This is a genomic window from Geminocystis sp. M7585_C2015_104, from assembly GCA_015295805.1.
In the GTDB taxonomy this organism is placed as follows: domain Bacteria; phylum Cyanobacteriota; class Cyanobacteriia; order Cyanobacteriales; family Cyanobacteriaceae; genus DVEF01.
In genome coordinates this window covers 1-13145 of record DVEF01000082.1, presented here as the reverse complement: position 1 = coordinate 13145, position 13145 = coordinate 1, and the positions used below count along the sequence as shown (strand labels likewise).

Sequence of the window (13145 nt, the reverse complement as noted above, 5' to 3'; positions counted from 1 at the left end):
GCTTTAAGGGCGTCCCAGGCGTTGTATTGAGGCTCCAATTCTCCTACAATATTGCTTACAATGTGCATCACGTGGGAGTAGCGTTCAATCACCATCAACTCGTCCACATGAACACTACCTTTGACACACACCCGTCCCAGGTCATTCCTCCCCAAGTCCACTAACATAACATGTTCCGCCCTTTCCTTCGGGTCGTTTAACAACTCCCTGGCCAGTTGTTGATCCTCCTTCTGGGTTTTCCCCCGTGGACGAGTGCCAGCAATTGGCCTGATAATGGCCCTCGTTTTTCCTTCCTCTGTCTTTTCTACCTTTACCATCACCTCCGGGGATGAACCTATCAACTGCCATCCATCAAAATTGTAGTAAGCCATGTAGGGGGATGGATTTATCAGCCGTAAAGCTCTGTATAATTCAAACGGACTACCTTTGTATTTGGCCTTTAATTTTTGTGATAATACAACCTGGAATATATCACCCGCTCTTATATACTCTTTGGCCCTGACAACACTGGCACAAAAGGCTTCTTTACTAAAGTTACTTTTATAGGAAACTTTTTGGGGTCTAGGATTCAATTCAAAAGGCCTAGCAGAAACCGGCAATGGCAGTTGTAACTTTAGTACCAGTTTAGAGATTTTCTCGCAGGCCTGTTGATAAATTTGTTCCAAAGAAAGATAGGGTTGTGTCAGGTCGGCGTAGGCAATAGCCCATATTTTCCTCTTCACCTGGTCAAAAATCAAAAGATGGTCAACCTGCATCCAAATCCCATCAGGCAGACTGTCATTGTCAGGAGGATACACCTTTACCCGTGGCTCAATCCACGAAATCAACTCGTATCCCCAATAGCCAAACAAGCCTCCAATACCTGGCGGCAACTCTGGCAATTTTACCGGTTTGATAGGCCGGATACATTCTTGGACAATGTCCAGAGGGTTGCCATGGAATTTGACCACTCTGCCATCCCTGTAAATCTGTTTTGTCTCATTTCCCCTGGATTCTAACACCCAAACAGGATCACATCCCAGCAGACTATACCTACCCAGATTTTCACCACCCTCCACTGACTCTAACAGAAAGCTGTAAGGATGATCAGCACACACCTTATACCATGCCGACACCGGTGTCTCCAAGTCTGCTACTAATTCCCTGTATACCGGAATAAAATTCCCTTGGTCTACTAGTTGTGAGAAGGTGGTAAAATCGGGAAAGATCATGAGAAATTCAACCGTATTGGTGGCTGTTAGTTCTGTCTACATCAAGACAATTTTAACCCATATTTTCCCCTCATCTCCGCCGTTTTAGCTTATAATGCACAAAGAGCTCTTCTCCCACCACCTCCACCTCCACCAGCTTTAGACTAATAGGAAGGGGGAAATCCGTCAACTGGGACGCCGAGACGATGCTCAAAGCAGAAGTTTTGCCTATCAACAGGGGGCAAATGGTTAACCACAAGTCTTCAATTAGTCCCAATTTCAAAAGGGAAGAAAATAAATTGGCTCCACCCAAAACCCCTATTTTTTTGTAACCCAAACTGTAAAACCTAGCCATCAACTCCACCCAATCAAAAGGGTATTCCACCACAAAAAACTCCTGGAAAAAACCCCCCCTATCTCCTGTTTCTCGCCTCTGCCAATTCTGCAATCCCTGGGGGGTAGTAATCAAACCACGGGGCAATGGTTGAGAGAAAAAACGCCAATGGGGCTGCAGTTCACCTGAAATAGAACAAACTACATGCAATGGTTGGGGGGATTGTTGTCTTTCTTCTCTCTCTTTTAATAACTTAGGCTCCCTAATCACTATACTAGTCTCATAGGCTCTAAGAGTGTTAGCCCCAAACATCACCGCGTCACACAAAGCAATCTGCCTTTCTAAATGCCTCAAATCCGCTTCCGAACTAAACCTGGCCGGGGTGTAGGCCCCTTCACTTATTTTCCCATCTACACTTATGGCCATAATCGCCGTCACAGAAGGCAATTTTTCTTCTCCCAAACTACTCCCCCCTTCTAAAGACAAAAGCCGCCCCCCACCGCCACAGGCGAATAGAAGACGGCCAGCCTATGGCACCATTCTAGCAAAAAAAAAGAAGTTGTCAAATCATATTAAAAAAAAAACTAACCCCCCCTTTGCGGGAGGGAGTAGGGGGGCCTGCCACCACCCCTACCGTAATAAGACTAGGACAAGGAGTTGATTACGTAATCGAGGAGAGCATTGTACTCAGTTAAGGCCTGAGCAGACATGTCGCGAGGAGCACAACCGCGATTGCGGGCAAAGGTGAGCGCTTCTACATAGGGAGCGGTAGGTAAGCCCAGGCTACGATATACTTCTCTTTGTCCGGCAATACCCCACTCATCGAGAGGGCCAGTGCCACCCACCACCAAGCAGTAGTTAATGAGACGCAGATAGTGTTTGATGTCACGCAGGCATTTTTCTTTGAAGGTGGGGGTGGAGTTGGGTTGCCCAGGCTCGTTTAGATAAGGATATTTTTTGATAGCAGCCTCATAAGCTTCCTTGGCCACTGCATCCAGGTTAGCAGCCAGTTTCTCAGCGGCCTCCAGACGAGCAGCGGCCCGTTGGATGGAACCTTGTACGGATTCTAGGTCAGAGGTGGTGGGGAAACGACCAGCTGCATCAGCGGCAGCAATTACAGTGGTAATAACAGACTTCATATCCTTATTTTCTCTATCTTGGACTTGGGTTGACTAAAGTGAATTATGGACGAAGATGTGGATTTTCCCTGTAGGGTAATTGGTCTTTTCAAATCAATCCCCAGCTTAGCTGAGAGCACCGATCACACGATCGAAGTAGCTGCTGGCCTCTGCTACTAGGCTGGCGCAACGATCTTCAACCAAAGGAGGATTCATCTTGCGCAGTTTAGCACCAGCAAATTTTTCGCTGGGATTGTCTTGAATGTGGGCGATGGCCTGAGCCTTCATTATGGCTACAGCACGGGCCGCAGACTGGAGGGGTACGCCCAAAGCAGTATAGGTTTCTTTCAACCCGTTGAGGCAACGCTCATCCAACACGGAAGGATCGCCGGCCAGCAGGGCATAGGTGATATAACGCAAGATGATTTCAGCGTCTCTCAAACAGGCGGCCATGCGACGGTTGGGATAGCAGTTGCCACCTGGTTGTATCAGCCCTTGGTTTTCGCAGATCATCCCCGCTACTGCGTCGGATACCATACAGCTAGCGTTGCTGGCGATGGCGTTTACTGCGTCCAAACGACGGTTGCCTTCGGCAATGAACTTGCGCAGCTGATTCAACTCTTCACCGCCAATGGGTGCGCCCTTGCTGTCGGCGGCTACTACCGCTCTGGAAAACGCGTCTAACATTCAGTTCTCCTTTAGTCTACTCTACTGTTAACTGTTCCTCAGTTCCCTGTGGAACTTTCCGACTATCAAGATAAAACATTTCCCCAACTTTTTCCTTTTTTGAGAAAACTAATTAATAATCTGTAACATTCTCCTAATAAACTGATTATTTCCACGTTTTTCCTTGGTTTTCACCTCCTCCCACCCCTTTTACTTTAAAAAATTTTACATTTTTTAATGTTTATTCAAAAGACTAAGCGAGAATCTTCTCTAGTTGGTGTTGCAGCCAAAGAGACTTATACAGGCCATCCTGAGACAAGAGGGATTCATGAGTCCCAGTTTGGACAATTTCCCCATCTCTCATCACCAAAATACGATCTGCCATGGTGGCCGCCGACAACTGATGAGTGATAAATAGGATGGTTTTCCCTTTTTGTCGTTTTAGATTCTCTAAAATCTGGCTAGCAGTCTTATTGTCTACACTAGAGAGGGCGTCATCCAGAATCAAAATGGGGGCATTAGCGTATAATGCCCTTGCTAGACAGGTGCGTTGTCTTTGTCCTCCAGAAAGAGAAATGCCTCTTTCTCCCACCAGTGTTTCATATTGTTGGGGAAAGGTCATAATTTCTTGGTGGATTTGTGCCTCTTTGGCGGCGTATATTACTTCCATCATTTCCCCCGGGGGGTTAGCATAGGCTATATTGTTTCTCACAGTGGTGGAAAACAAAAAACTCTCCTGAGGCACATAGGCAATTGCCTGACGCAAATCGGCTATATCTATTTTTGTCACATCAACACCATCGAGGAACAGTTGCCCCGGCGAAATGTCCAACAAACGAGGGATGGCACTAGCTAAGGTGGACTTGCCGGCACCTATCAATCCCACAATGGCTACTAATTCCCCTGGCTGAATTTCAAAATTGATATTTTTTAAGGCTGGTCTACTACTATTGGGATAGATATAGGTTAAGTTTACCGCCTTAATCTCACCACGCACCTTTTCCAACGGCAGAGGGATGGGGTTGGGGGCGTTTTTTATTTTCGGTTTCACTTCCATTATTGCCTCCACCCTATCAATACTTACCTCTCCCCGTTGATAGGTGGTAATAGTAAATCCCAGCAACGCTGTGGGGAAAACTAGTCTTTCTACATATATTATCAGGGCAATAAAATCTCCCACACTAATGGCCCCTTTTTCTATCTCACCAGTCCCAAACCACAGTAGAATCAGAAGGCTTATATTGGCAATTCCAGCAATAATAGGAAAAAGTAAATTTCTGGTCAAGGCCAGTTTTAAGTTGGCTTTCAGTAGCTTCTTATTTTTCTCTGCAAATGCCCTTTTTTCATTCTCTTCTTGAGCGTATATTTTTATCAGTTCAATGCCGCTCATATCCTCCTGAATCAACTCACTCATCTCCGACAACCTTTCCTGGACTTCTAGTTGAGCCGTCCTAAGTTTATCGCTGAATAGTTGCACAGTTATTAGCATCAAAGGGTAAATAGCCAACGCCATCAAACTCAGTTTCACATCAATTAGCAACATGGCTGGCAAGGTTAACCCATAGGCAAAAATCGTATTAGCCAAACTGAGGATGGCAAATCCCACTAAACGACGTATATTGTCCACATCACTGGTTGCCCTGTTAATTAGATCCCCTGAAGTGTTAACATAAAAATATGCTGGTTCTAGGGTTAAAAGGTGCTCAAAAATTCTCTGTTTTAAGTCAAATTCTACCTGTCTTCCCACCCCGAATATTAATATCCTGGATGCCATCCTTATGGCCCACATTATGCCGGCCAAAACAAAAAGAAAAATTACATAGGCTACCAACAGTTCAAAATTAAACTTTTCCTGTAAATCGTCAAAAATTTTCTTGATTAGCCAGGGGATATAAACTCCCAGAATATTCACAACAAATAGGGCGGAAATTCCCCAGTACAAAGATGTCCTGTAAGGGCCTAAGTAGGAAATTAATTTGCGAAAACGGCTACGTTTTCCCATTTCATGACCATTTGTAAATTTTGTTTACAATCATTTTAAACCGGAAAGGGGGCACTACGGGGAGGGCCTATCCCTTTCCAGAGGGGATGGGAATTAGAGGCTAGTAGGCGCCACTTTTGTGTGGAAAAAGAATTACACCAATGGTTTTAATGATAATCCAAAGATCCAACAACCAGTTATGATGATTGACATAATAAACGTCAATTAGGACTCGTTGGGGGTAAGGAAGGTCGTTGCGCCCAGACACCTGCCACAGTCCAGTAATACCGGGTTTAATGGTTAAAACTTTGTATATTTTGTTACCATACTTGTGTAACTCTTCGGGCACAAGAGGACGAGGCCCTACAACACTCATGTCACCCTTCAAAACATTCCAGAATTGGGGAAACTCGTCTAAGCTGGTAACCCTTAAAAATCTGCCAATGGGGGTAACACGGGGGTCATTTTTCAGCTTAAAATTCTCCTCAAACTCCTTTCTCATTTCTGGATTTTCCGCCAGCATTTTTGCCAAAACTTTGTCGGCGTCCACCACCATGGTGCGAAATTTGATACACTTGAAGTGTTTAAAATTCTTCCCCACCCTCTCTTGGGTGTAAAAGATTGGCCCCGGGGAACTGATGGCTACCAGGAGGGAGATTATAAGATAAAGGGGGGAAAATACAATCAACACAGTGGCGGAAAAGACAATGTCGAAGGTGCGTTTATAGAATTCTTTGCTGACTCTAACCCGTTTCCCACTAGAGGGGTTTAGGCATCCCCGTCTTGCCAGGCTTTGAATCACCTTGACAGACAATGGTTGGCTGTTAACAGTCATTTTTCTCCTTCACTCCACACCAAATTATTACAGTATTGATTGCAACTGTTATACCTTAATGGTAACTGGCAATAATACTGTAACTTGGCCTTCACACACCAATTAACCACAATTGATTTGATTTACTATTATGACGGGAAAATCTAAAATTTAAAACGCTCCTGGGGAAAGTTTTGACAACAATAGTCAAAAAAATTGAGAAACTCCCTTTGGAAAATGTGGGCACTGAATTTTTCTGCCTGCAAACGGGCATTTTCCGGTTGGAGTTGTTTTTCCCATGTGGTGAAAATCTCAATGGCCTCCAACAAACCTTCCACCGTCTGGGGGTAAAATAATATACCAGTGCCCTTAGAAGGATTCTCACGAATATCCACCACGGTTTCTAAGGCGCCCCCTGCGGCATAGGCAATTACAGGAGTCCCACAGGCTTGAGCCTCCACCAGGGCGATACCAAAATCCTCACAGGCGGCGTAAACAAAAGCCTTTGCCCCGGCCATGTATTGTTTCAGGGTGGTTTGGTCTACCCGGCCAAGGAAGGTGATATTATTCTTAGCAATTTTCCTGAGTCTTTTAAACTCGGCCCCATCTCCGATAACCACCAGGGGTAGTCCATTCCGATTAAAGGCTTCTACTATGAGATTTACCTTCTTGTAGCTGACTAGACGGGAAACTGTCAGGTAATAGTCAGACTTTTGTGGCTGGAAGGGAAACTCTGAAACCTGTACGGGTGGATAGATGACTTTGGCATGACGACGGTAACAACGCCAAATGCGACGGGCAGTATGGTGGGAATTAGCAATGAAAAAATCCACCCTATTGGCGGAAATTACATCCCACTGACGCAAACGATGTAACAGATAACGGGTTAGAATGCCCGGAATTCCTCTTCCCGCCCTTGTATTTTTCAGGTAGTCGAAGGTCAACTCCCAGGCATATCGCATTGGCGTGTGGCAATAACAAATATGGGGTTGATCTGGACGGGTAATAACCCCCTTGGCTACCGCATGGGAGGAAGACAAGACTATATCATATTCTGTTACGTCTAACTGTTCAATAGCAAGGGGCAAAAGTGGCAGATACTTTTGGACACCACTACGACTAAAGGGGAAATATTGAAGAAAGGAGGTTTTAATGTGTCTGTTGTACAGATAACTGTGGGGGTTAGTAGACTCAAAGTCAATGAGAGCAAACAGTTGGGCATCAATAATTTTGAGAATTTCCTTTACCACCAATTCAGAGCCACCCGTTGCCTCCGGGGTGAGCCACTCGTGCACTAGGGCTACTTTCATGTTTCCCGTTTAATAGGGCAGTGAATCGTCTTCCCCATCAAAAGTCCCATCATGCTCTTGTCCATTTTCCCGTTTTGGGCCCAATAGTTCAAGTCTATCTACTCTTATGACTGGTCTAGTACGGGTTTTGCCAGTAGTACTGTCCACCCACCTGTCAAATCTTAGCACCCCCTGAACTCCAATCAAAGAACCCTTTCTCACATGGTCAGCGGCCGTCTTAGCGTTTTTATCCCAGAATTCCAGGTCAAACCAGTCTGGTTCGTCCTCCTTTTTGCGACGCCTCACTGCCAGCGTTACGGTGCACTTCATTTTTCCCGACTCGAAATACCGCACTTCTGGGTCTTTTCCCGCTCGTCCTACTAAATGTACTATGTTGAGTTTCATATAAAAGGGAAAATAATCCTATGATAGTCTGACATTTATGATAGCATGGGGGAAGGTATAAACCATCTCCTCTTGTTTGCCCATTTATTTGCTCAACGGTTTTGTCTTATCATGGATGAAATACCCGTAGCCCAAAGAGAAACCACGAATTATTACGGCCAGTCTCGCCCCGTAGGCAGAAAAAATCTCCTTTTTGGGGGAGGGACAATCTTAGCCTCATTATTGTTGTGGTGGCTTGTCCTAAGGGGGATGGTGCCAGCAAAAACAGGTCAGACAGGGGTAGAGTCGGGGAGGACAGAAGAGGGGGTGTCAAAGGCGGCTCCTTCGGGGGAAGTGTCAGACAGCTTACTGGGACATTTGCCCTATGAAGAGGCGCCAGCAGAAGAGTTGAAACCCATAACCCGGGATGGAAAAATAAGGCTGAGGAAAAAAGCGGCAGACAAGTTTTTAAAAATGCAAGGGGATGCTGCTAGGGAGGGGGTAAAACTAGTGGCACTTTCCGGCTTTAGGAGTAAAAAAGAACAAGAATATCTGTTCTTCCGGGTAAAAGAACAAAGAAAACAGGATACTGTGACTAGGGCACAAGTGAGTGCACCTCCGGGCTATAGTGAACATCATACTGGTTATGCTGTGGATATAGGGGATGGCAATGCCCCAGGCACTAATCTCAGTGAGAGTTTTGAGAAAACTGAGGCCTTCAGGTGGTTGAGGGCCAACGCTGCCAGGTATGGGTTTGAGTTATCTTTTCCCCGCCATAACCCTCAGGGGGTGAGTTATGAGCCATGGCATTGGCGTTATGTGGGGGACTCTCATAGTTTAGAAACCTTTTATAGGGCTCGTCAACTGAGAGGAAGGGCTCCATGACAGAAGAGGTTGGACTGGAAAAATTCTTGCAACTACCGGAAACACAGCCACCTCTGGAATATCTGGAGGGGGAGATCATTCAAAAACCGATTCCCTCCTTCAAGGAGGTGGTGGTGAGACACAGACTGCTAACAAAACTCAACAATGTGGCGTCTTCGGACTCCTCCTGGAGGGCTTTTCTGGAGTTAAGATGTACTTTCAATGGCCAGTCCCTTGTCCCCGATATAGTTGTATTAACTGAAGAACACCTAAACACAAATGAAAGTCATCGTACTCAGGTCCCCCCCGACTGGAGTATTGACCTCTTCTCCCCTGAACAGAGTCAGACTATAATCCTAAAGAGGGTAATTCGTTGTTTGGAGGCTGGCACCCAGTTGGCTTGGGTTATAGACATAGAGGAGAAGACTATTTTTGTCTATTTTCCCCAAAAGGTGGTTTTCTTTGACAAAGAGGAGGATTTACTGCCCACCCCTCCTTTTGTCTCTAGTGTGAGTCTTACTGGGGGCGAAATTTTCTCCTGGTTGTATTTTTGAGGGGGGTGGGATGTAGGGGGCGGGTTGCTACATTCCCTTACGGGGCGGGTGTTTTTATAATGGCGGAATAATTAGCCTGTACTGGTTTGCTGGCTTACGACGGGAGAGAAATAGGCTACTAAAGCCCCCAATATAAACCCCATGATGTTGCGAAACACCGGCAACCAATCAGAGGTGCGTGATACTACTGGCCCCATACCGAAAGCCACAAATAGAATTCCCCACAGAGGTGACATTATTAACACCCACTGCCAAGCAAAAATCTGACCCGGTTTGCGGGGTAGGGCAGCCAGGCCAAAGATTACACCTCCTACAATAGATGTTACTAGAGTTAAAATCCATTGTTCTTTTGGCAAACCTGGCACCACCACACAGCCTCCCCGCAACAAACAGCCTTCCACCGTGCGCACTGTGTTGACGATGGCATTGTTTTCCCCATTTTCCCTCACATAGTACATGTTACCGAAACGGGTTTGTAGTTCAATCCAAAAAGTCCTGGGCAGCAATTCATACACCTTATCCCCTACGCTGAAGGCCAATAGGTTTCCTCCCCTGCCGTCGGCTACTAGTAGGATACTCTTTTCGTCCAAATTCCAGAATTTTATCACTGCCCTTCCTGGCGATTGGTCATACTGTGTTAATACCCTTAACTTCCATCCCGTTTTTGCTTCAAAGTCTTCTAATTCCTTCACCAACGACTCCTGTTGAATATCCGGCAAATAGTTGGCCAAGTCCACCACTGGTGTCACCTCTTTCGGCAACAATTCCGGGTTGTTTACCGCCTCAGCCGTGGAGGGGAGAACTAGCCAACAGCTTAAAATTACTATAAACAGGGACAAAATTCGGCCGATTCCTCTTGTTACACCACCTTTCATATCACCCTGTGGACTAACGAAATTTGGAGTTTTTTTAAGTTTCTTTACAAATATTAACCTTTATTTTAACCTACTGGTAAGAATTTTCATCGGTTTCAATTTCCTCTTCAAGACTGGCCAAAACTTCCTGATGGCTCACTTTGCGGGATAGGCGACGGTATTTTTTGAGTTCCAACTTGGGCTCAGTATACTGTTCACCCTTGGCTTTAACCTTAACCTTGACTGTACTTTCTTCCTCTCTTCGTCGTTGTAGCTGTTGCTGATATTCAATGGCTTCTTGTAAGAATAGAAGATAATAGGGGTAACGTTCCCAATCCCCCCTTACCACACAACCAGGCTCATTGCGGTGTAAACAGTCTTGAAATTTACAACTCTTTTCGGCCAGTCTCATCCTGCCTTCGGGAAAGTAGTAGATGAGGGATTGGGGGTGAATGTCCAACTGTGGTTGATTAAAACCGGGGCTATCTGCAATGAATCCTCCCTGGGGTAGTTGGAACAATTCCACGTGACGAGTGGTATGTCTGCCGCGGTGGAGTTTGGCGGATACAGCACCAATTCTTACTTTCACCTGGGGAATAAGGAGGGATATTAAACTAGACTTACCCACTCCACTAGGTCCTGCTAGGATGGTTATTTTGTCTTTCAAGGCCTCAATAAGGGGGGTTATACCAATATTGTGACTTACGCTAAAAAAGTGGGGGTCATATCCCCAAGACTGGAGGGTTTGCTGCCATTTTTCCACCTCCCCCTCTTCCACCAAATCCACCTTATTTAGACCCAACAATAGGCTTAAACGGGTAGACTCGGCCTTGACTAGAAAACGACTCAATTGAATAGGCTCTAGGGGGGGAGCTTGTAGGGAAAAGACTAAGAAAATCTGGTCGGCGTTAGCCATGGGGGGGCGTTCTAGTTCTGTAGTTCTCGGTAACACCTCTACTATGGCCCCCCTTTCAGAATCACCGGCTTTGACCAAGACTCTATCCCCCACCAGTACGGATTGACCTATTTTTTTCAAACGAGTGGGTCGGACACATAGAAGTGTATCCCCCTTCTCCAAACGCACCTGATAGAAGTTGGCCTGGGCGGAGATTACAGTACCAAGTTTGTATTCCTGCGGGTTACCGATTTCTAAGGTCATATTAACTCACGCCCTCACACACACCGCAAAGAAGCCGTCCCTCTCTTCGATCCCTTCTATATTGTAGCCTTCTGTGGACAGACTATTGGGCACCTGTTCGATGGGCTCCCCCGCATCCAGCCAGATTTCCAACAACTCTCCAGGTTTCATTTTTTCCAGTTGTAACTTGCTACGGATAAAATTGATAGGACAGGGGGTGCCTCGCAAATCCAATAAAGTCACCTTGCTCATATTGCTAGTCCTTTTCGGGTTTGGGACAGACAAAAACACAACGGGGAGACGGAACTTTCCCCAAATGAGGTTAACGGTGGAAGATACTGTCGAAAAAGCCCTCCAATCCTTTCTTGGAGTTGTGTTCTCCCTTAATTTTAGCTAGTTTTTCCAACAACTCCCTTTCCTCATGGGTAATCTTGGTGGGTATTTCTACCTTAACGGTCAAAAGATGGTCACCACGACTGACGGGGTTGCCTAATTTTGGAACCCCCTTACCCTCCAGAGTTATGACAGTATTGGGCTGTGTGCCGGCTGGTATATGCAACTCATAATCCCCATCAATAGTGGGTACTTTCAGACGACAACCCAGAATGGCCTGTAGATAGCTAATAGTGATTTCTGAGAGAATATTGATGCCATCCCTACGGAAGTGAGGATGAGGTCTTACGTTCAAGTACACATATAAATCGCCCGGGGGGCCGCCTCTGGTGCCTGCGTCTCCCTCTCCACTTACTCGTAGACGGGTGCCACTGTCCACGCCCGCGGGTATAGTAATTTTCAGTTTCTTAGTTACTTGTTTTCTCCCTGTACCTCCACATACTTCACACTTAGCATCAATGACCATGCCCTCGCCACCACAGGTAGGACAGGTAGAGATTTGGGCAAAACTGCCAAAGGGGGTACGAGTGGCACGTCTCACCTGGCCAGTGCCGCCGCAAGTGGGGCATGTTCTGGGTCTGGAGCCCCTTTTAGCGCCGGTGCCCTCACAAGCCTTGCAGGTTTCTAGGTGGGAAATTTTGATTTCCTTCTCACCCCCGAATACCGCCTCTTGGAAGTCTAGGGTTAAGTCGTAACGCAGATCATCTCCGCGGCTGGGGCCTCGACGACGACCAGTAGCACCAACCCCGCTAAATCCGCCGAAAAACGTTTCAAATATGTCTGCAAACCCTACAAAATCGCTGGGGTCGAAGCCTACACCCCCACTGGCTGCCCCTGATACACCAGCTTCCCCAAAACGGTCATAACGAGCCCTCTTTTCCGGATCCGACAAAACTTCATAGGCACGGCTGATTTCCTTGAATTTTTCTTCTGCCCCGGGATCTTTATTCACATCGGGGTGGTATTTTTTAGCCAGTCTGCGGTAGGCCTCTTTTATTTCCTTTTCCGTAGCCGTCCTTGGCACTCCAAGAATCTCGTAGTAGTCCGCTGCCATATTTTTGCCTCTATCCCCTTATTTAACAACAATTTACTTTACTTTAGTTTACTTCACAGTTTACTTTACCTTGCGGCGCCTGGGGGGCATCCCTAAAATTCTATCCCAAAAAGGGGGTTATGATAACAAAACACCCCGAGGAAAGCCCCAGGGAAATCCTGTAGTACGATCATCTACATGCTTTTTCCACTATAGCCATTACCTCACTGCGAGAAAGTTTTGGTTTGCCTAGGACTAACACTTCCAGGGTGGCATGGGCTAGGGCTAGGGGGATTTGACAAAATTGCAAGGCTGGGCCTTTAGGCAAGGATCTGGTATAGGAGTCTGCTAGACTGAGATTATAGCGGGCATACTCGTGCATATCCTCCAAACGCCAGCCATCGGGGAAGAAGTTGACTCCCCGTTGTTTATCTTCTTGGTGGTTGCGCAAAATGTTCACCGCCTGTAAACCTCGGCCAAAACCGATAGCCTCCTCTCGATTGGTTTGGGTGTTGTCATACCAGGCCCATAGG

Annotated in this window: 15 protein-coding genes; 2 read left to right on the top strand and 13 right to left on the bottom strand. The window is 46.3% G+C overall.

Annotation, left to right across the window (positions count from 1 at the left end):
• The 8 genes from IGQ44_09940 to IGQ44_09905 form a co-directional block, all read right to left on the bottom strand.
• On the bottom strand, positions 1-1211 hold a 1211-nt coding region (locus IGQ44_09940; protein HIK38294.1), incomplete at its 3' end, for a chorismate-binding protein.
• Positions 1212-1281: 70 nt separating this feature from the next.
• Complete coding sequence (locus IGQ44_09935) at positions 1282-1986, bottom strand: RibD family protein (protein ID HIK38293.1); 705 nt, start codon at positions 1984-1986, stop codon at positions 1282-1284.
• 182 nt (positions 1987-2168) lie between these two features.
• Positions 2169-2663: a bleomycin hydrolase gene (locus IGQ44_09930; GenBank protein HIK38292.1), complete on the bottom strand. Its 495-nt coding sequence runs from the start codon at positions 2661-2663 to the stop codon at positions 2169-2171.
• 105 nt (positions 2664-2768) lie between these two features.
• Entirely contained in the window at positions 2769-3329 is a 561-nt protein-coding gene (gene cpeB, locus IGQ44_09925) for a C-phycoerythrin subunit beta (protein ID HIK38291.1), read from the bottom strand.
• A 232-nt stretch (positions 3330-3561) separates the two neighbouring features.
• Positions 3562-5310, bottom strand: a complete 1749-nt coding sequence (locus IGQ44_09920) for an ABC transporter ATP-binding protein (GenBank protein ID HIK38290.1) — start codon at positions 5308-5310, stop codon at positions 3562-3564.
• A 100-nt stretch (positions 5311-5410) separates the two neighbouring features.
• Positions 5411-6124, bottom strand: a complete 714-nt coding sequence (locus IGQ44_09915; protein HIK38289.1) for a sugar transferase — start codon at positions 6122-6124, stop codon at positions 5411-5413.
• A gap of 143 nt (positions 6125-6267) precedes the next feature.
• On the bottom strand, positions 6268-7413 hold the full coding sequence (locus IGQ44_09910; protein HIK38288.1) for a glycosyltransferase: 1146 nt from the start codon (positions 7411-7413) through the stop codon (positions 6268-6270).
• A 9-nt stretch (positions 7414-7422) separates the two neighbouring features.
• Entirely contained in the window at positions 7423-7797 is a 375-nt protein-coding gene (locus IGQ44_09905; protein ID HIK38287.1) for a single-stranded DNA-binding protein, read from the bottom strand.
• Positions 7798-7908: 111 nt separating this feature from the next.
• Between IGQ44_09905 and IGQ44_09900 the strand changes: the two genes are divergently transcribed.
• Both IGQ44_09900 and IGQ44_09895 read left to right on the top strand, forming a co-directional pair.
• Positions 7909-8661: a D-alanyl-D-alanine carboxypeptidase family protein gene (locus tag IGQ44_09900; protein HIK38286.1), complete on the top strand. Its 753-nt coding sequence runs from the start codon at positions 7909-7911 to the stop codon at positions 8659-8661.
• Positions 8658-9194: a Uma2 family endonuclease gene (locus tag IGQ44_09895; protein HIK38285.1), complete on the top strand. Its 537-nt coding sequence runs from the start codon at positions 8658-8660 to the stop codon at positions 9192-9194. Before IGQ44_09900 ends, IGQ44_09895 begins: the two co-directional genes overlap by 4 nt.
• 71 nt (positions 9195-9265) lie before the next feature.
• On the opposite strand, the gene IGQ44_09890 is transcribed toward IGQ44_09895, so the two are convergent.
• The 5 genes from IGQ44_09890 to IGQ44_09870 all read right to left on the bottom strand — a co-directional run.
• A complete protein-coding gene (locus IGQ44_09890; protein HIK38284.1) occupies positions 9266-10069 on the bottom strand; it encodes a TPM domain-containing protein in 804 nt (267 codons plus the stop codon).
• Positions 10070-10139: 70 nt separating this feature from the next.
• Complete coding sequence (rsgA, locus tag IGQ44_09885) at positions 10140-11207, bottom strand: small ribosomal subunit biogenesis GTPase RsgA (protein HIK38283.1); 1068 nt, start codon at positions 11205-11207, stop codon at positions 10140-10142.
• Positions 11208-11213: 6 nt separating this feature from the next.
• Positions 11214-11438 carry a sulfurtransferase TusA family protein gene (locus tag IGQ44_09880; GenBank protein HIK38282.1) on the bottom strand — a complete coding sequence of 75 codons (225 nt, stop codon included), beginning with the start codon at positions 11436-11438 and terminating at the stop codon, positions 11214-11216.
• Between the two features lie 70 nt (positions 11439-11508).
• Complete coding sequence (gene dnaJ / locus IGQ44_09875) at positions 11509-12633, bottom strand: molecular chaperone DnaJ (protein HIK38281.1); 1125 nt, start codon at positions 12631-12633, stop codon at positions 11509-11511.
• Positions 12634-12802: 169 nt separating this feature from the next.
• Positions 12803-13145, bottom strand: a 343-nt coding sequence (locus IGQ44_09870) for a phytoene/squalene synthase family protein (protein ID HIK38280.1), incomplete at its 5' end; no start/stop codon positions are given.

Bases quoted from the DNA above. Each gene is read 5' to 3' on its own strand.
- IGQ44_09920 (HIK38290.1), bottom strand. From the start codon at position 5,310: ATGGGAAAACGTAGCCGTTTTCGCAAATTAATTTCCTACTTAGGCCCT.
- IGQ44_09880 (HIK38282.1), bottom strand. From the start codon at position 11,438: ATGAGCAAGGTGACTTTATTGGATTTGCGAGGCACCCCCTGTCCTATC.
- IGQ44_09895 (HIK38285.1), top strand. From the start codon at position 8,658: ATGACAGAAGAGGTTGGACTGGAAAAATTCTTGCAACTACCGGAAACA.
- IGQ44_09890 (HIK38284.1), bottom strand. From the start codon at position 10,069: ATGAAAGGTGGTGTAACAAGAGGAATCGGCCGAATTTTGTCCCTGTTT.
- dnaJ (HIK38281.1), bottom strand. From the start codon at position 12,633: ATGGCAGCGGACTACTACGAGATTCTTGGAGTGCCAAGGACGGCTACG.
- IGQ44_09915 (HIK38289.1), bottom strand. From the start codon at position 6,124: ATGACTGTTAACAGCCAACCATTGTCTGTCAAGGTGATTCAAAGCCTG.
- IGQ44_09905 (HIK38287.1), bottom strand. From the start codon at position 7,797: ATGAAACTCAACATAGTACATTTAGTAGGACGAGCGGGAAAAGACCCA.
- cpeB (HIK38291.1), bottom strand. From the start codon at position 3,329: ATGTTAGACGCGTTTTCCAGAGCGGTAGTAGCCGCCGACAGCAAGGGC.
- rsgA (HIK38283.1), bottom strand. From the start codon at position 11,207: ATGACCTTAGAAATCGGTAACCCGCAGGAATACAAACTTGGTACTGTA.
- IGQ44_09900 (HIK38286.1), top strand. From the start codon at position 7,909: ATGGATGAAATACCCGTAGCCCAAAGAGAAACCACGAATTATTACGGC.
- IGQ44_09930 (HIK38292.1), bottom strand. From the start codon at position 2,663: ATGAAGTCTGTTATTACCACTGTAATTGCTGCCGCTGATGCAGCTGGT.
- IGQ44_09910 (HIK38288.1), bottom strand. From the start codon at position 7,413: ATGAAAGTAGCCCTAGTGCACGAGTGGCTCACCCCGGAGGCAACGGGT.